16 protein-coding genes are annotated in these 16701 nt (G+C 74.0%); 10 read left to right on the plus strand and 6 right to left on the minus strand.

Annotated features, from left to right (window positions below; all coding sequences use genetic code 11):
• Positions 1–10: 10 nt before the first annotated feature.
• The 3 genes from ACFV04_RS39675 to ACFV04_RS39685 all read left to right on the plus strand — a co-directional run bounded on the left by ACFV04_RS39675 (position 11) and on the right by ACFV04_RS39685 (position 2036).
• Positions 11–877 carry an NUDIX hydrolase gene (locus tag ACFV04_RS39675; RefSeq protein ID WP_380346352.1) on the plus strand — a complete coding sequence of 289 codons (867 nt, stop codon included), beginning with the start codon at positions 11–13 and terminating at the stop codon, positions 875–877.
• Between the two features lie 155 nt (positions 878–1032).
• A complete protein-coding gene (locus tag ACFV04_RS39680) occupies positions 1033–1206 on the plus strand; it encodes a hypothetical protein (RefSeq protein WP_380346354.1) in 174 nt (57 codons plus the stop codon).
• Entirely contained in the window at positions 1203–2036 is an 834-nt protein-coding gene (locus ACFV04_RS39685) for an MBL fold metallo-hydrolase (RefSeq protein ID WP_360253604.1), read from the plus strand. The genes ACFV04_RS39680 and ACFV04_RS39685 overlap by 4 nt, the downstream gene beginning before the upstream one ends.
• 75 nt (positions 2037–2111) lie before the next feature.
• Here ACFV04_RS39685 and ACFV04_RS39690 read toward each other — a convergent pair whose 3' ends face one another.
• Together ACFV04_RS39690 and ACFV04_RS39695 are read right to left on the minus strand one after the other, a co-directional pair.
• Positions 2112–2786 carry a Crp/Fnr family transcriptional regulator gene (locus ACFV04_RS39690; RefSeq protein ID WP_030240972.1) on the minus strand — a complete coding sequence of 225 codons (675 nt, stop codon included), beginning with the start codon at positions 2784–2786 and terminating at the stop codon, positions 2112–2114.
• 238 nt (positions 2787–3024) lie between these two features.
• Positions 3025–4032 (minus strand): winged helix-turn-helix domain-containing protein, encoded by a 1008-nt coding sequence (locus ACFV04_RS39695; RefSeq protein ID WP_380535893.1) that lies wholly within the window; start codon positions 4030–4032, stop codon positions 3025–3027.
• A gap of 112 nt (positions 4033–4144) precedes the next feature.
• Between ACFV04_RS39695 and ACFV04_RS39700 the strand changes: the two genes are divergently transcribed.
• Positions 4145–4969: an isocitrate lyase/phosphoenolpyruvate mutase family protein gene (locus ACFV04_RS39700; RefSeq protein ID WP_380535895.1), complete on the plus strand. Its 825-nt coding sequence runs from the start codon at positions 4145–4147 to the stop codon at positions 4967–4969.
• A 51-nt stretch (positions 4970–5020) separates the two neighbouring features.
• On the opposite strand, the gene ACFV04_RS39705 is transcribed toward ACFV04_RS39700, so the two are convergent.
• Together ACFV04_RS39705 and ACFV04_RS39710 are read right to left on the minus strand one after the other, a co-directional pair.
• On the minus strand, positions 5021–5638 hold the full coding sequence (locus tag ACFV04_RS39705) for an RraA family protein (RefSeq protein ID WP_380346360.1): 618 nt from the start codon (positions 5636–5638) through the stop codon (positions 5021–5023).
• A gap of 147 nt (positions 5639–5785) precedes the next feature.
• Positions 5786–6574: an alpha/beta fold hydrolase gene (locus ACFV04_RS39710; protein ID WP_380346362.1), complete on the minus strand. Its 789-nt coding sequence runs from the start codon at positions 6572–6574 to the stop codon at positions 5786–5788.
• Between the two features lie 493 nt (positions 6575–7067).
• Here ACFV04_RS39710 and ACFV04_RS39715 point away from each other — a divergent pair, with 493 nt between their 5' ends.
• Entirely contained in the window at positions 7068–8177 is a 1110-nt protein-coding gene (locus tag ACFV04_RS39715) for a S8 family serine peptidase (protein WP_380535898.1), read from the plus strand.
• Positions 8178–8518: 341 nt separating this feature from the next.
• Complete coding sequence (locus ACFV04_RS39720) at positions 8519–9688, plus strand: sensor histidine kinase (RefSeq protein ID WP_380535900.1); 1170 nt, start codon at positions 8519–8521, stop codon at positions 9686–9688.
• A gap of 27 nt (positions 9689–9715) precedes the next feature.
• Here the strand turns inward: ACFV04_RS39720 and ACFV04_RS39725 are convergent, their stop codons facing one another.
• Positions 9716–12268: an FtsX-like permease family protein gene (locus ACFV04_RS39725; RefSeq protein ID WP_380535902.1), complete on the minus strand. Its 2553-nt coding sequence runs from the start codon at positions 12266–12268 to the stop codon at positions 9716–9718.
• 4 nt (positions 12269–12272) lie between these two features.
• Positions 12273–12974: an ABC transporter ATP-binding protein gene (locus ACFV04_RS39730; RefSeq protein WP_380535904.1), complete on the minus strand. Its 702-nt coding sequence runs from the start codon at positions 12972–12974 to the stop codon at positions 12273–12275.
• 486 nt (positions 12975–13460) lie between these two features.
• Between ACFV04_RS39730 and lanKC the strand changes: the two genes are divergently transcribed.
• From lanKC to ACFV04_RS39750, 4 genes are all read left to right on the plus strand, one after another.
• Positions 13461–16073, plus strand: a complete 2613-nt coding sequence (gene lanKC / locus ACFV04_RS39735; protein ID WP_380535906.1) for a class III lanthionine synthetase LanKC — start codon at positions 13461–13463, stop codon at positions 16071–16073.
• 141 nt (positions 16074–16214) lie between these two features.
• Positions 16215–16331 (plus strand): SapB/AmfS family lanthipeptide, encoded by a 117-nt coding sequence (locus tag ACFV04_RS39740; RefSeq protein ID WP_380535908.1) that lies wholly within the window; start codon positions 16215–16217, stop codon positions 16329–16331.
• A gap of 79 nt (positions 16332–16410) precedes the next feature.
• Positions 16411–16527 carry a SapB/AmfS family lanthipeptide gene (locus tag ACFV04_RS39745; RefSeq protein WP_380535910.1) on the plus strand — a complete coding sequence of 39 codons (117 nt, stop codon included), beginning with the start codon at positions 16411–16413 and terminating at the stop codon, positions 16525–16527.
• Positions 16528–16607: 80 nt separating this feature from the next.
• Positions 16608–16701 (plus strand): SapB/AmfS family lanthipeptide (locus tag ACFV04_RS39750; protein ID WP_380535912.1); only part of this gene is annotated, 94 nt, incomplete at its 3' end.

A 16701-nucleotide genomic window follows, 5' to 3' on the forward strand; every position in this document is an offset into this window, starting at 1 on the left:
GCATCCGGGCATGGACCATCGAGCAACGACGCTCCCGATGCCGCCCGGCTGGCCCGCCCGGATCCGGGCGGTCGAATCCGGCGTGCTGACCCCGCCGGTGCCCAGGCCCGCCGCCACCGTCGTGCTGCTGCGCGACGCCGCCGCCGGCCCGGAGGCCTACCTGCTGCGCCGGCGCACCTCGATGGCCTTCGCGGCCGGGATGTACGCCTACCCGGGCGGCGGGGTGGACCCGCGGGACGCCGAGGTCGAGCCGGGCTGGGCCGGGCCCTCGCCCCGGGAGTGGGCGGACCGGCTCGGGGTGGACGAGCGGACGGCCCGGGCGGTGGTCTGCGCGGCGGTCCGCGAGACCTTCGAGGAGGCCGGCGTGCTGCTGGCCGGCCCGGACGCGGGGAGCGTCGCAGAGCCGCGCGACTGGTCCGCCGAGCGGGCCGCGCTGGAGGCGCACGAGCTGTCCCTCGCCGAGTTCCTCCGCGACCACGGTCTCGTGCTGCGCAGCGACCTGCTGGGCGGCTGGGCCCGCTGGATCACCCCCGAGTTCGAGGAGCGCCGCTACGACACCTGGTTCTTCGTGGCGGCCCTGCCGGCCGGGCAGCGGGCGGCCCTGGAGGTCGGCGAGGCCGACCGGGTCGCCTGGCTGAGCCCGGCCGAGGCGGTCCGGGGTCACCAGGAGGGCCGGTTCGGGATGCTGCCGCCGACCGTGACGGTGCTGCGCGAGCTGTCCTCGGTCCGCACCGCGGCCGAGGCGCTGGCCGCGGCCGCCGACCGTCCGCTGGAGCCCGTGCTGGGCCGGGCCGAGCTGCGCGGCGACCGCATGACGGTCCGCTGGCCCGGGTACGACGAGCTGACCATCGACGGGGAGTTCCCCGAGGGCTCCTGAACCGTCCGCGGAGGAGGCCCACCGGCACCGCCGCGGAGAACCGCACCACCGCGGAGACCGCACCACCTCAGAACCGCACCACCGCAGAACCGCACCACCGCACCACCGCACGGAACCGCGCGAACCGCACCACGCAGAGAAAGGACCGACGCCCGATGACCCACAACGAGGTGGCTCGCCGGACGGCACCCGAGATGCCCGCCCGCCGCCTGATCCCCCGCACCCCGGCCTGTGACGACCAGGTCCCGTTCGTCGAGCCGACGCAGCGCGCCGTCGTCCGGGCGCTGCCGCTGCGGACCCTGCACCGCGACGGCGGGGGCGGCCGGTGAGCGGTCTCCTGCCCGGTGACCCCGCCGCCGTCGTCGGCGGCGAGGCCACCCCCCGGGCGCTGTGCGTGCTGGCGCCGAACCCGTCGCCGATGACGCTGGACGGCACCAACACCTGGCTGCTCTCCGAGCCCGGTTCGGACCTCGCCGTGGTGATCGACCCGGGCCCGCTGCACGAGGAGCACCTGCGCCGGGTGGTCGCCCTCGCCGAGGAACGGGGCAAGCGGGTCGCGCTGACCCTGCTCACCCACGGCCACGCCGACCACTCCGAGGGCGCGGCCCGCTTCGCCGAACTCACCGGCACCGAGGTGCGGGCCCTGGACCCGGCGCACCGGCTGGGCTCCGAGGGACTGGTGGGCGGTCAGCGCCTGGACGTCGGTGGGCTGGACCTGCGGGTGGTGGGCACCCCCGGCCACACCTCGGACTCACTGACCTTCCACCTGCCGGACGACGGCGCGATCCTCACCGGGGACACCGTGCTCGGCCGCGGCACCACGATGGTCGCCCACCCCGACGGGCGGCTCGGGGACTACCTGGACTCGCTGCGCCGGCTGCACACGATGGCCTCCCACCACGGCGTGCGGACCGTGCTGCCCGGCCACGGCCCGGTGCTGGCGGACGCGCTCGGCGCCGTCGACTACTACCTGGCGCACCGGGCCAACCGGCTCGCACAGGTGGAGACCGCGGTCGAGGCGGGCTGCCGGACCGCGCCCGAGGTGGTGGCGCGGGTCTACGCCGACGTGGACCGGGCGCTCTGGCCGGCCGCGGAGCTGTCCGTCCGGGCGCAGCTGGAGTACCTGGAGGAGCACGGGCTGATCCCGGAACGGAGCTGACCGCCCGGACCGGGTGCCCGCACCGACGCCGAAGGGCCCGTCCGGACGGACGGGCCCTTCGCGGTGCTCTGAGCGTCAGCGCGAGCGGCGGGACAGCCGCTCGACGTCCATCAGGACCACCGCGCGCGCCTCCAGCTTCAGCCAGCCGCGGCCGGCGAAGTCGGCGAGCGCCTTGTTGACCGTCTCGCGGGAGGCGCCGACCAGCTGGGCCAGCTCCTCCTGGGTGAGGTCGTGGGCGACGTGGATGCCCTCCTCGGACTGCACGCCGAAGCGGCGGGAGAGGTCGAGCAGGGCCTTGGCGACGCGGCCGGGCACGTCGGAGAAGACCAGGTCGGACATCACGTCGTTGGTCCGGCGCAGTCGGCGGGCGATGGCCCGCAGCAGCGCGATGGAGACCTCGGGGCGGGCGTGCAGCCAGGGCTGCAGGTCGCCGTGGCCCAGGCCCAGCAGCTTGACCTCGGTCAGTGCGCTGGCGGTCGCGGTGCGCGGGCCCGGGTCGAACAGCGACAGCTCGCCGATCATCTCGCTGGGGCCGAGCACGGCGAGCATGTTCTCGCGACCGTCGGGCGAGGCGCGGTGCAGCTTGACCTTGCCCTCCGCGACGACGTACAGCCGGTCGCCCGGGTCGCCCTCGTGGAACAGCGACTCCCCACGGGCGAGGGTGACCTCGGTCATGGAAGCGCGCAGCTCGCCGGCCTGTTCGTCGTCGAGTGCCGCGAAGAGTGCGGCGCGCCGCAGAACGTCGTCCACGTGCTTCCTCCTTCTCGGCCGTGCGGCGGGTGGGCCGTCCGGCGCAAGTTCCGTTCAGTGTTCTGCGTCACCAAGCATGGCGCATGTCGCTCCGATCATATGAGGAGGGGGTGTGCCGAGGTGTGCCGTGCGGGGCCATTCGTACCGGCGGGTCATCGGCCGGGACACGTGGCGGGAGGCCCGGACGGCTCCGGGGGGCCGTCGTCGAACCCGCGCCCGTAGGGCGACGGCGGGCCGGTCAGGCGAGTGCCGGCCCGTCCTGGCCGAACAGCGAATCGCCGACTGCCGTGCGGGCGTGCAGGACGGCGTGGCCCGCGCGGTGGGCGCTGGTCAGGCCGGCCGTGCGCAGGGCGGTGACGTGCTGCGAGACGCCGGCCGGGGACAGTCCGGTGCGGCGGGCCAGCTCGGTGGTCGAGGCCGGGGAGTCCAGCTCGGCCAGCAGCCGGGCGCGGGAGCGACCGAGGATGCCGGCCAGCGCGTCGGTGCGGGCCGCCGCGTCCGGTCGGCGCTCCCACAGGGTGGCCGTGCCGCGCGCCGGGTAGATCAGCTGCGGCGGGTCGGGCGGCAGCACCCGGGTCAGCACCCGCGGCCAGGCGAAGGCCGAGGGCAGGAGCAGCAGCCCGGCGCCGGCGGTCAGCCGGGTGACCGCGCAGTGCCGCTGTTCCAGCAGCAGTGCGGTGCCGTCCCAGCGGACCGTCTCGTGCAGTTCTCCCAGCATCCGCGCGGTCCCGTGCTCGGCGGCCTGCCGGGAGCGGTGGAAGACGTCCGCCGCGAGCAGCGCCCGGATCCGGGCCCAGTACGGGGCGAGCGCCAGCTCCCAGTACGCCGCGAGGTCGGCGGCCAGCCGGGGCAGCTGCGCGGCCGGGTCGCGGTGCAGCGGCGCCAGGACGGCGGGCAGCCGGCCACCGGCCTCGGCGGCCAGGACGTCGAGGTCGGCCCGGACCTGTTCGGCGCCGGTGGCGGTGATCGCGGCCAGCTCCTCGGCGAGCGTCGGGGAGAAGCCGGCCGGGGCGGGGTTGAGGAAGTCCGGCAGGTGGCCGGTGGGCGGCACCAGCGCGGTCAGCCGTTCCGGGGCCGGTCCGGCGGCGGCCGACCGTTCGCGGACCTCCCCGGCCCAGCGGCGGTGCAGCGCCGGGACGGGGGAGCAGGCGAGGGCGCGCAGGCTGGTCACCACCTCCTGCATCGGTGAGACGGCGAACCGGGTCAACGCCAAGTCCTGTGCGGAGAAGTGCAGTTCGGTGCGCATGCGGGCCCCCTCCGCGGAAGATTCAGCCCCAGCTTAATCACTGGTCCGGTCGGGTCGGCCGGGCGCAGGATGCCTCCGTCCCCACCGATCCGTACGAAAGCCGGTGACACCCATGTCCACCACCCCCGAGTCCCGCGAGCGGGCGTTGCGGCTGCGCGCACTGGTCGCGGACGGCGCACTCGTCCTGCCCAACGCCTGGGACGCGGGCAGCGCCGCCGTGATCGCCTCGGCCGGCGCCCGGGCGGTCGCCACCACCAGCGGCGGCGTCTCCTGGTCGCTCGGGCACGGCGACGGCCAGCGGCTCGACCGCGCGGCGGCGGTCGAGGCGGCCCGGCGGATCGTCGAGGCGGTCGACCTGCCGGTCACCGTCGACGCCGAGGGCGGGTACGGGCCGCTGCCCGCCGACGTGGCCGGGACCGTGACCGCCCTGGTCGGCGTGGGCGCGGTCGGCGTGAACCTGGAGGACTCGACGGCGGTCGGCGGCCCGCTCTTCCCGGTCGCCGCGCAGGCCGAGCGGCTGCGCGCGGCCCGTGCGGCGGCGGCCGCGGCCGGGCTGCCCGAGCTGGTGGTCAACGCCCGTACCGACGTCTTCCTGTTCGGGCTGGGCGGGCTCGACGACGTGCTGGCCCGGGCCGGGGCCTACGCCGGGGCGGGCGCCGACGGCCTGTTCGTCCCCGGGCTGCTGGACCTCGACGTCCTCACCGAGCTCTGCCGGCGCTCGGCGCTGCCGGTGAACGCGATGGCCGTCCCGGGCGGGCCGACCGTCGCCGAACTCGCCGCCACGGGCGTGCGGCGGATCAGCCTCGGCACCGGTCTCGCCCAGCTGGCGTACACCGCGGCCCGCCGCGCCGCCGCCGAACTGCTCGGCGCCGGGACGCTGACGGAACTCGACGGGGCGCTCGGCTTCGGCGAGCTGAACGGGCTGTACCGGGGCTGACGGCGGTCCCGGGGGCCGCCGACGGTCGGGGCGGCCGGCCGCCCCGGGGCCTCAGCCCTGGAAACCCAGTTCGGCGAGGGTCCGCTCGATCCGGGCGTGGTGCTCCGCCGCCCACTCGTCCAGGGTCTCGGCGGCCTCCTTGGCCAGCTTGGCCCGGGCGGCGTCCAGGACCCGGTCCCGCTCGGCGGCGGGCACCACCACGACGCCCTCCTCGTCGGCCACCACCACGTCGCCGGCCGCCACCAGGACACCGCCGCAGCGGACCGGGGCGCCGTGCGTGCCCAGCGCCTTCTTCGCCCCGGGGATCGGGATGACGCCGCGGGCGAAGACCGGGAAGCCCGCCTCCCGGACCTCGCCGAGGTCCCGGATCAGCCCGTCGGCGACGAAGGCCGCCACGCCCCGGCGCTGCGCCACGGCGCACACGTTGCCGCCGGCCAGCGCGTAGTCCAGGTCGCCGGACTCGACCACGATCACCGAGCCGGGCCCGGCCCGGTGGATCGCGGCGTGCAGCATCAGGTTGTCCCCGGGCGGGCACTGCACGGTGAAGGCCGGGCCGGCCACCCGGGGCATCCCGGCCCAGAGCGGGCGCATGCCGATGTCCATGACCTGGGCGCGGCCCAGGATGTCGGCCAGGGTGGTGGTGGGGATGTCCTTGAAGTCCACGTCCATGGGTCCTCGTTCTCCGATCATCGGTTCGTCGGAAGACTAGGGCCACCGGCCGCGACACCGGGCGCCCCTCCCCCGGACGGGGCGTCAGGGACGGGACGTCAGACCCGTTCCCGGGGCGCGAGGTCGACCCCTCCCCGGGACGGAACCTCAGGCGAAGAACTTCTCCAGCTCCGGCACCAGCACCTCGGCCGCGACCTCGTGGGTCTGGTCGGCCAGCGTCCGGTACCCGGCGCCCGGCACGGCCGCGGCCACCGCGGCGGCCGGGGCCCGCAGCAGCTCCGGGCTGGCGCCGCCGTCCAGCACCAGGGTCGGCACGGCGATCCGGGCCAGGACGTCGACCGGGACGGTCGCACCGGTCCGCGCGCCCAGCGCCGCCGCGTCGTAGGCCAGCGTCGGCGCGATCGCCTCGAACAGCGGCCACACCGGGGCGGTGCGCATCCCGGCCACCATCTCCGGGGGCATCCCGACGAACGTCATGAAGGCCGCGACGGCGTCCCCGCGCCGTCCCTCGGCGAGCGCCGCCTCCAGCTCGGTGACGTAGCCGACGAAGCGGGCGCTCTGCTCGGCCCCGGTGCTGAAGGGCGGCTCGTAGACGGCCAGCCGGGTCATCGGGACGCCCGCGGCGGCGGCCCGCAGCGCGAGCGCGGCGCCCGAGGAGATGCCGAAGACGGCGGCCGAGCCGCCGGCCGCCGCGACCACGGCGGCCAGGTCCTCGATCTCGCGCTCCACGGCGAACGGCGCGGTGTCGCCGCTGCCGCCGCGGCCGCGCCGGTCGTACGCCCAGACGGTGTGGTGGGCGGCGAGCTGCTCGGCGACCGCGACGCCCGGGTCGAAGGCCCGGTGGGTGGTCGCCCCGTCCACCAGGACGACGGCCGGGCCGGAGCCGGTGACGGTGCAGGCGATGGTGGTGCCGTCGGTGGAGACCACGGTGCTCATGGGGTGTTCCTTCGTTCGGACGATCCGGTCGCAGGGGTAGACCGGTGTCCGCCGCGGAACTCATCGCTCCCGCCGAAGATTTTTTTCCGGGGCGTCCACGGCCCCTCCTGCCCGCCGGCCTCACTCCGGACGACCAGGACCACCCTCGTCGAGGGCCGCAGTCCTGCTCGACAGCCCCGTGGGAACCATAGGGCGCACCCCGGCGCGACGACCATGGGCGTGGTCCACGTTCCCGTCCGTGGAAAATCCACGATCTCGCCGAGGGGCCCTGACCTCCGGCCGCCCGGACCGGATCATGAGGCGCGGAAAGCCCTCGACGAAACGGGAGAGCGTGGAAGTGGGAACGGACTCGAAGCTCCGGCGCATCGCATCGTGGCGCAGAACCGCCGTCGTATTTCCGCTGCTGTGCGGAATTCTGGCCGCCCCGGCCCAGTCGGTCTCGGCCGCGGCCCGGGCCGATTCCGCGGAACCCGCGAAGGAGCCGTCCATCGCGGTGCCGTACAAGGCCGCGGAACTGTGGCAGCGGGGAATCACCGGAAAAGGCGTGACGGTCGGCGTACTGGTCTCCTACGGAGATCCCCGACTGGCCGATTTCATCGCGCAGTACGACGAGGCGTACGGATTGCCGCCGGCCGACATCGTGAATCTCGAACCGCTGGGGAAAGCGCCGTCCTGCACCGACCCCGGGGTGAACACCGCGAACTGCCTCGCCTGGCAACAGGAGACCAGGACGGACGTGGCGATGATCCACTCGCTGGCCCCGGGGGCCCGCATCGCGGTGACCGCGATCCCGGTCGACGAGACCCAGGGCGAGACCGGGATGCCGGAGATGATGCGGGCCCTCGACTTCCTGACCGAGCACGGCATCGCCGACGTGGTCTCGATGAGCTTCGGGACGCCGGAGCAGAACTTCTCCGACCCCCGGTCGATCCACCGCCTGGGGCGGGCCTTCTCCCGCGCGGGCCGGGCCGGGGTGACGCTGGTGGCGTCCTCCGGGGACCACGGGCCGACCGGGCCGCTGCGCGACTCGCCCGACCGTACGTACGACCGGCGGGTGGTGGCCTGGCCGGCCTCCGACCCGCGGGTGACGGCGGTGGGCGCGGTGCAGCTGCACGTGGACCGCGACGGCAACCGGACCGCGCCCGACACGCTCTGGCCCCGGTCGGGCGCCGGCCACTCGTCGGCCTTCGCCCGGCCGTGGTGGCAGCGGTCCGTGGCGGACGGCGGGACGGCCGACGGCAGGGCGGTGGACGGCAGGGCGGCCGACGGCAGGACGGTGGACGGCGGCGAGGCGGACGGCCGCTCGATCCCCGACATCACCATGCAGGGCTCCCGCGGGAGCTCCCAGTCCGCGGCCCTCTTCGCCGGCGTGGTGGCCCTCGCGGTCCAGCAGCACGGCGGCCGGCTGGGCGACATCAATCCCCTGCTGTACCGGCTCGGCCGGCACGGTGCGGCGGCCGGAATCACCGATGTCACCGAGGGTCGCAATGACTACGGCGGAGTTCCCGGCTTCGCCGCCGGTACGGGCTTCGACACCGCGAGTGGTTGGGGCACGGTGGATGTTCCGTCCTTCGTCCGCGCACTGGCCGGATCCGATCGCTGAGCCGCAGGTCGCGGCCGCTCCCGCGGATTGCCCGGTGCGGTGCGCCGGCCGGTGCAATTCCACGAGTCCGGGGAATTGACCGCGATTGCGGCCGGTCCGGAGACGGTCGACCGGCAGCGGAAATCCATCATTTCCGGTCAGTGACTGTGTGTTAACGGGATATTGCTGACGGGAACTATGCTCTGGGTGAGGCGTGCGGGGGCCGCGTCGTCGTGCGAAGCGGGCCCCGCGCGCCGATGGCGGGCCGAATCGTCTACCGGGAGCTGACATTGGGTCACAGTGCGTACCGAATCGACGGTGATCGTCACTCGCGGCGGCCGGCCGGGCGTCGAGCGTCCCGGATGGCCGGCGACCCCCTGTCGAGACTCACCCAGGGCATCGTCGTCATGGTGGCGGTCGGCTTCTTCGTCGCCTCGGTGGTGGCCACCGTCCGCAACCACGACGGCCTGGTGTACCAACTGTCGGCCGTCGTCGTCCTGTTGCTGCTGCTCGGCTTCCAGATCATGCACGCCGGTCCGTGGCGGCTGGAGCGGCTCTGGTGGCCGTGGAGCCTGTTCGCCCACGGGGTGCTCACCTACCTGCCGTTCCTGGTGTTCGACGGCTCGTGGGTCGGCATCCCCGGCTCCTTCGCCGGTTCGGTGCTGCTGACCGTCGCCGCGCCCCGCTCCTGGATCCTCTTCGGCGCCCTGGCGGCGGGCCAGTACCCGCTCTGCGCGGCCCTGGACGGGAACTTCGGCCAGTGCGTCAACGCCGTCGTCTCCACCGTCGTGGGCGGCGTCGTCGTGTACGGCGTGGCCCGACTCGCCGATCTGACGGCCGAGTTGCGGGCCGCCAGGACGGAGCTGGCGGAGCGCGCGGTGGACCAGGAGCGGCTGCGCTTCGCGCGCGACCTGCACGACCTGCTCGGCTACAGCCTCTCGGTGGCGGCGCTGAAGTGCCAACTCGCCCAGCGGCTGGCCCTGGAGGACCCGGCGCGGGCCCGCGCCGAGATGTCCGAGGTGCTGGTGATGGTGCGTCAGGCGATGTCGGACGCCCGCTGGATCTCCAGCGGCGACCTCCAGATGTCCCTGGCGCGGGAGTCCCGTTCGGCCGTCGCGGCGCTGCGGGCGGCCGGGATCAGCGCCGACGCCGACCTGGACTGCGGCGTGCTGCGGCTCGAACTGGACGCGGTGCTGGCCACCGTGGTGCGGGAGGCGGTCACCAACATGCTGCGGCACAGCGTGCCCGGGCACTGCGAGATCCGGGCCGACCGGGACGAGCGCGGCACCGTGCGCCTGGTGGTGTCCAACGACGGCGTCCCGGCCGACGGCGGACCGGCGGAGCCGGGCGGCGGGCGCGGCCTGGAGAACCTCACCGAGCGGCTGCTGGCCGTCGGCGGTCGGCTGACCGCCGAGCGGGACGATTCCGGTTGGTTCCACCTCTCGGCGGTCGTCGAGGCCTCGTCCGCCCCGAAGGCGGCGGCCCGGGCGGCCCGGGAGGCCGGATCCGAGCGGGCCTCCAGCGCGGCCTGACACCCGGCACCGCAGGGAGCGTGCGGCCTACTCGCGCACCCCCATCGCCTCGACCGGTTCCCTCCGCAGCGCCAGCCGGGTGGTCAGCAGGACGGTGCCGACCCCCAGCAGCGCCGCCCCGCCCAGCACCGCGGCCTCCCAACTCCCCGGCAGCGACGGCCAGGCCGTGCCGGTGAGCGCGAGGCTGACCGGCACCAGGACGGCCGCGGTGACCGCGGCGCCGAGGGCGAGCGCCACGGCGACGGTGATCCCGCCCTCCCAGGCCATCATCCGCAGCACCTGGCGGCGCGTGGTGCCCACCAGCCGCAGCAGCGCGAACTCGCGCAGCCGCTCGGTCGTGGCCATCACCAGGGTGTTGACGACGGCGATGGCGGTGAACAGGCTGATCATGCCGAGCAGTAGCCGGCCGACCGCGGTGGCCGCCTGCTGCTGGTGCCGGCGCGCCGCGTCGTAGTCCGCCCGGTCGCTGACCCGGGCCATCGGGTAGGCCGACCGGAGGCCCTGGAGCTCCCGGCCCACCTGCTGCGGGTCGGCGCCGGGGGCGGTGCGGACCAGCACGGTCGGTGCGAGCAGGTCCGGCGTGTGCGCGGCGGCGAAGCCGGTGGGCAGCAGCGCGTCGGCGAACCGCGCGTCGCGGTCGTAGACGGCGACGACCGTGGCGGTGCTGCTGCTGCCGTCCGCCCAGTTGATCCGGACGGTGGCGCCGACGTCTGTCTTGAGGGCGGCGGCCGACCTCTGTCCCAGTGCGATGCTCTCGCCGCGCAGCCGGGCCAGGGAACCGCCCGTCACTCCGGGGTCGACCAACTGCTCCAGCCCCTGCGGGTCGACTATCTGGGCGTCCACGTCCACGTCCACGTCCACGTTCTGGGCGTTGGCGGTGTCGGTGGACACCGTGGCCGTGGTGGGCACCGGGCCGCCGACCGCCTCGACGCCCGGCAACTTCCGTGCCGCGCTGACGAATTCCGGGGGCAGGCCGACGCCGCTGGACTGGACCATGTGGTCGGCCAGCAATCGTCGGCCATCCTCGGCAACGTTGGCCTGGGCCTTGACGACCGGGACGAACAGCACCGTGCCGGTGAAGGCCACCGCCAGCACCAGCGGGGTGACGGCGGCGGCGAAGCGGCGGGGCTGGGCCCGCAGGGCGGCGGAGGCGAGGAACCCGCCGATCGGGAAGAGCCGGCCCACCGGTGCGCCGATCGCGGCACTGGCGACGCGGCCGATCAACGGACCGATCAGCGCGACCCCGAGCAGCAGCACCAGCACCATGCTTTCGGCCGTGCCGGCGCCCCTGCGGCTGTCCGTCGAGCCGGCCAGCACCGCGCCGCACACGGCGAGCGTCACGAGCCCGAGCCCGGTGCGGAGCCGGCCGATGCCGGGCGGCGGCGCCGAGGAGTCGCGCAGCGCCTGGGTGGGCTCGACCCGGGAGGCCCGGCGCGCGGCGGCCCAGACCGCCAGCTGCGCGGTGACGACGACGACGCCGAGGACGATCAGCGGGGCGGTCGGCCCGACGTGCAGCGGCACGTCCGAGCCGACCACCCCGCGGTCGACGAGTTCGCCCCGCAGCAGCGCGGCCAGGCCGATCCCGAGCGGGACGCCGACGACCGCGGCCGCGAGGGTCAGCACCAGAGTCTCCAGCGCGATCATCCGCCGCACCTGGCCGGTGGTGGCGCCGACCGCCCGCAGGAGCGCCATCTCGCGCTGCCGCTGCTGGACGGAGAGGGCGAGCGCCCCTGCCACGACGAAGACCGAGACGAACAGCGACAGGATGCCAGTCGTTCCGGCGAGCGAGGACAGGCCGTCTCCGGGCCCGGCAGCGCCGTAGAACTCCAGCTCGCCTCGGCCTTCGCCGGTGCGCACCCGGGGCTTGGAGGAGTAGCCGCCGCCGTCGTGCGGCTGGGCCTCGGCCGCGGCCTGCCCGGCCTGAGCGGCCAGGGTCCGCAGATCGGCCCCGTCCTTGGCAAGAATGCCGACCGCGTTCGCGCCGGTGGTGGTTCCGGCCATCCAGGCCGCCTGGTCGGGGCTGAAGAAGAGCGCGCTCTGCCGGAGCGATTCCGAAGGCGCCGATGCCAGTCCGGCCACGGTGTAAGTGCGTGGCGCCTCGATGGTGGCCAGTCGTACGGTGCCGCCGGCGGTGACTCCGGCACGGGTGGCGGTGGCGGCGTCCAGGACCACCTCGTCGGGCCCGGCCGGCGCGTGGCCGGAGGTCAGCCGGAACGGTGCCAGGACGGCGCTCGTCCAGGAGTGCCCGAGTGACGGGCCGCCCTCCGGACCGGACAGGAGCTTCCCGTCCGGGGTGATCACGACTGCCGGGAACGAGACCTCCGGGACGGCGGCCGCGACGCCGGGCAGTTCGGCGAGCCGGGCGACCAGCGGGCCGGCGTCCGGGATGCGGGCGGATGATCCGCCGATCACGACGGGGGCCGCCGCGTAGCGCTCGGTGGGCGTCTTGTCCGTGCGCAGGGCAGATTCCAGTAGGACCCCGCAGGCGGTGGTCAGGGCGAGGGCGAAGGCGAGCGCGGTGAAGGCGCCGGCGAAGCCCGCCTTCCGCGCGCGCACCGTCTGCCAGGCCAGCAGGAGCATGTCGTCAGCGCCTTCCGAGGATGGTCATCCGCTCGGCGACCCGTTCGGGCGTGGGCCCGTCCAGGACCTCGGCGAAGGCGCCGTCGGCCAGGAAGTAGACCTGGTCCGCGTAGGAGGCGGCGACCGGGTCGTGGGTCACCATGACGACGGTCTGGCCCATCCCGTCGACCACGTGCCGGAGCAGCCGCAGGACCTCGGTCCCGGTGGTGCTGTCCAGGGCGCCGGTGGGTTCGTCCGCGAAGACCACCTCGGGCCGGGTCACCAGGGCCCGGGCGATCGCCACCCGCTGCTGCTGGCCGCCGGACAACTGGGTGGGCAGGTGCCGTACCCGCTCGGTCAGACCGGTCCGTTCGACGATCTCCGCCAGCCAGGCCTTGTCCGCCCGGCGCTTGGCCAGCCGCAGCGGCAGGGTGATGTTCTGTTCGACCGTCAGCGACGGCAGCAGGTTGAAGGCCTGGAAGACGAAGCCGATTCGTTGGCGCCGCAGGATCGTCAGCTCGTTCGGGGACAGCGCCGCCAGGTCCCGGCCGGCCAGCCGGACCCGGCCGGAGGTCGGCCGGTCGAGCCCGGCGGCGCAGTGCAGGAAGGTGCTCTTCCCGGATCCGGACGGCCCCATCACCGCGGTGAACCCGCCGCGCCGGAACTCCATCGACACCCCGCGCAGGGCGTGCACGGCCCCCGCCCCCTGCCCGTACACCTTGGTCACCCCGTCGAGCCGGACCGCCGGGCCCGGGTCGGAAACGGAATGGGTCTGTTCCGGATCGCTGGAATCCGCAGTCCGCGTGAAAACGGGAATCCCCTCCTCGTTGCGCCGCCCTGCCCCTTATCGGCGGCCAGCCTAGCCAAATCCGTACACCGGCGTAACGGCCGGACCGGCCGACGTGGCCGTCCGGTCGCGAAGGAAGGGGTCGGGGGTGGCTCCGGGATGGGCAATCCACGGGCGGACCCATGCGAATCGCATGGGCCATTCCATGGAGTACGGCGTGGCCAAAGTCCTGTTCGGGTGCAAGGATCGACCTTGTTCGAAGTAATCAAACACGGACCGCCGGGAGCCGGGTCGAGCGACTCTCCCCCGCACCGTCGTCCGGAGTTCCGTCGGTGCAGCCGGTGTTCTCGGCCGGGGCTTTCCACCGATTCCTTCCGAGTCATTCGGATCTATTCGACGTTTTCGGAGAAGTCACGGGGGTGGCGAATGTCAAAGCATTACGACGTGTACTGCATGGCCGATCCGACTTTCTTTGAATCGCCCATCGGGCTGAAGGAGGAGGGCCTCGATTTCGCCCTCTCCGGCCGGTCTGTGCCCGAGGGCTGGAGCAGGATCCCGCACGGCGACTGGGTGATCTACCGTCCCGAGGGAGGCGAGCCGCTGCCGAAGCAGGGCTGGAAGATCCACACCTCCGGCCGGCAGCAGAACGCCGACCGGATCCTCGACGCGGTGGCGGAACACTGCTACGCCGAGCGCATCCCGTTCAAGCACCTCTCCGGCCGGCACATCCTGCAGACCCGGAACATGAAGTACGCGCACCGTGGCGCCAGCGGAAAGCTCGTCACCGTCTACCCGCGCGACGAGGCCCAGCTGAAGACCGTGCTGGACGCGCTGGACGCCTGCATCGGCGGTGAGGCCGGCCCGTACATCCTGAGCGACCTGCGCTGGAACGAGGGCCCCCTCTACGTGCGGTACGGCGGCTTCGCCGAGCGGCACATGGTCTCCGAGCAGGGCGCGCTCGTCCAGGCCATCGAGGCACCCGACGGCACCCTGGTGCCGGACCTGCGCGAGCCGGTCTTCCACGTCCCGGAGTGGGTGGAACTGCCGGAGTTCCTGGTCCCCCAGTTGGCGGCCCGGAAGCGGGAGACCGTCGAGGACCTGCCGTACCGGATCGAGAAGGCGCTGCACTTCTCCAACGGCGGCGGCCTCTACACCGGCGTGGACACCCGCACCGGCGCGCAGATCGTGCTCAAGGAGGCACGGGCCCACGCGGGCCTGACCAACGACGGGAAGGACGCGGTCGAGCGGCTCCGGCACGAGCGGGACATCCTCGAACGGCTCGCCGGGCTGAGCGTCGTGCCCAAGGTGATCGACTACTTCGTGGTCGGCGACCACCACTTCCTGGTCGAGGAGTTCCTGGACGGCCAGCCGCTGAACAGGTTCTTCGGCAAGCGCTACCCGTACAACGCGTCCCAAACGGACCGGGCCGAGATCGCCGAGTACACGGACTGGGTGCTCGGGATCTGCCGGGCCGTCGAGGAGGCGGTCGACGCGGTGCACGGGCGTGGCGTGGTCTTCGGCGACCTGCACCCTTTCAACGTCATGGTCCGCCCGGACGGCGGCGTCGCGCTGATCGACTACGAGGTCGCGGCCCCGGTGGAGGCGGAGACCAAGCCCGCGCTCGGCAACCCCGCCTACGCGGCGCCGCGCGACCGGACCGGCTTCGCCATCGACCGCTACGCCCTGGGCTGCCTCAGGCTCGCGATGTTCATGCCGCTGACCGGGATGCTCCGCCAGAGCCTCGGCAAGGCCCGGCACCTGGCGGACGAGATCGCCCGGCGGTTTCCGGTGCCGCAGGAGTTCCTCGACTCCGCAGTGAGGGACATCCTCGGCCCGGCAGACTCGACGGGCGAGACCGTCCAGCCGTCCACCGGCACCCCCGAGACGGTCTTCGACCCGGCTGCCCTGCCCCTGCCGACACCGGACAGGTCCGCCTGGGCCGCCACCCGTGACTCACTGGCCGGCGCCATCCTGGCGAGTGCCACCCCGGACCGCGACGACCGGCTGTTCCCCGGCGACATCGAGCAGTTCAGCACCGGCGGGCTCAACCTCGCCCACGGTGCCGCCGGGGTGCTGTACGCACTGGACGCGACCGGCGCCGGCCGCTTCCCGCAGCACGAGCAATGGCTGCTGGACCGCGCCCTGCGCAAGGACGCGCGGGCCCGGCTGGGCTTCTACGACGGCCTGCACGGCGTGGCCCACGTGCTCGACCGGCTCGGCCACCGCGCCGACGCGCTGAAGGTCCTGGAGCTCTGCCTCGCCGAGGGCTGGGAACGCCTGGGCGCCGACCTGCAGAGCGGCCTGTCCGGTCTCGCGCTCAACCTCGCGCACTTCGCCGACGCCACCGGCGAGTCCACGCTTCGCGAGGCCGCCCTCCGGGCCGCCGAGCTGGTGGCCGGGCAGCTCGGCGGCGCCGAGGACGTGCCCGAGACCAGCGGCGGACGCCACCCGCACGCCGGGCTGATGCGGGGTTCCGCAGGCCCTGCCCTGATGTTCGTCCGGCTGTACGAACAGAACCGCGACCAGGCCTACCTGGACCTGGCCGCCACCGCCCTGCGGCAGGACGTGCGCCGCTGCCTGACCCGCGCCGACGGCGCGGTCCACGTCAACGAGGGCTGGCGCTCGATGCCCTACCTCGCGACCGGCAGCGCGGGCCTGGGGATCGTCCTGGAGCGCTACCTGACACACCGCGAGGACGAGCAGCTCCGCGCCGCCGCCGATGGCGTGCGGATCTCCTCGCAGTCCGAGCACTACGTCCTGTCCGGCCTGTTCAACGGTCGGGCCGGCATCCTGCAGCACCTCGCGTCGACGTCCCGGCTCGCGCAGCCGGCCGACGACCCGGACGTGGCGGCGCAGGTCAGGGCGCTGTCCCTGCACGCTCTCGCCTACCGGGGGCAACTCGCCTATCCCGGCGAGCAGTTGCTCCGGCTGTCGATGGACCTCGCCACCGGCTCGGCGGGCGTTCTGCTCGCCCTCGGCTCGGCTCTCGGCGACACGCCGGTCCACCTGCCGTTCCTCGGCCCGGCCCGGACCCCCTGACCCGGCCGGCCACCCAGACCGGCGCACGGGCGCGCGCCGCCCGAACCGGCACCCGCCCGTGCGCCCCCACCGACTGCCCTTCCGGTCCCGGAAGGGTGCCCGCCAGGGCGAAACCGATATCCAGCGGAAAGGAAGAGAACCATGGCGCTGCTTGACCTGCAGACGATGGAACTGCCCGCCGAGGCCGAGGAGATGGCCCCGATGGACAGCAACAACAGCAGCAACTGCTCGAACTCCAGCTGGCTGTGGTGCAACTGACCCTGACCTCCGGGTCGGGTCGGAACACCCCCGCACGGCTTCACTGACCACCGCACGACACACCAGAGAGGACAGGACCATGGCGCTGCTTGACCTTCAGGCGATGGAGCTGCCCGTCGAGGCCGAGGAGATGGCCCCGATGGACAGCGGTGAGAGCAAGAACTGCTCGAACTCCAGCTGGCTGTGGTGCAACTGACCTTGGCCTTCGAGTCTGGGCGGCACACCCTCGCACGGCTTCGCTGAACCGACGCACGACTTACCAGAGAGGACAGGAACATGGCGCTGCTTGACCTTCAGGCGATGGAGCTGCCCGTCGAGGCCGAGGAGATGGCCCCGATGGACAGCGGTGAGAGCAAGAACTGCTCGAACT

This window comes from Kitasatospora sp. NPDC059599 (genome assembly GCF_042735125.1).
Classification (GTDB): domain Bacteria; phylum Actinomycetota; class Actinomycetes; order Streptomycetales; family Streptomycetaceae; genus Kitasatospora.

Coding starts and splice junctions, on each gene's coding strand:
- ACFV04_RS39675 (WP_380346352.1), top strand. CDS start 11: ATGGACCATCGAGCAACGACGCTCCCGATGCCGCCCGGCTGGCCCGCC.
- ACFV04_RS39680 (WP_380346354.1), top strand. CDS start 1,033: ATGACCCACAACGAGGTGGCTCGCCGGACGGCACCCGAGATGCCCGCC.
- ACFV04_RS39695 (WP_380535893.1), bottom strand. CDS start 4,032: ATGCGCACCGAACTGCACTTCTCCGCACAGGACTTGGCGTTGACCCGG.
- ACFV04_RS39700 (WP_380535895.1), top strand. CDS start 4,145: ATGTCCACCACCCCCGAGTCCCGCGAGCGGGCGTTGCGGCTGCGCGCA.
- ACFV04_RS39705 (WP_380346360.1), bottom strand. CDS start 5,638: ATGGACGTGGACTTCAAGGACATCCCCACCACCACCCTGGCCGACATC.
- ACFV04_RS39710 (WP_380346362.1), bottom strand. CDS start 6,574: ATGAGCACCGTGGTCTCCACCGACGGCACCACCATCGCCTGCACCGTC.
- ACFV04_RS39720 (WP_380535900.1), top strand. CDS start 8,519: ATGGCCGGCGACCCCCTGTCGAGACTCACCCAGGGCATCGTCGTCATG.
- ACFV04_RS39725 (WP_380535902.1), bottom strand. CDS start 12,268: ATGCTCCTGCTGGCCTGGCAGACGGTGCGCGCGCGGAAGGCGGGCTTC.
- lanKC (WP_380535906.1), top strand. CDS start 13,461: ATGTCAAAGCATTACGACGTGTACTGCATGGCCGATCCGACTTTCTTT.
- ACFV04_RS39740 (WP_380535908.1), top strand. CDS start 16,215: ATGGCGCTGCTTGACCTGCAGACGATGGAACTGCCCGCCGAGGCCGAG.
- ACFV04_RS39745 (WP_380535910.1), top strand. CDS start 16,411: ATGGCGCTGCTTGACCTTCAGGCGATGGAGCTGCCCGTCGAGGCCGAG.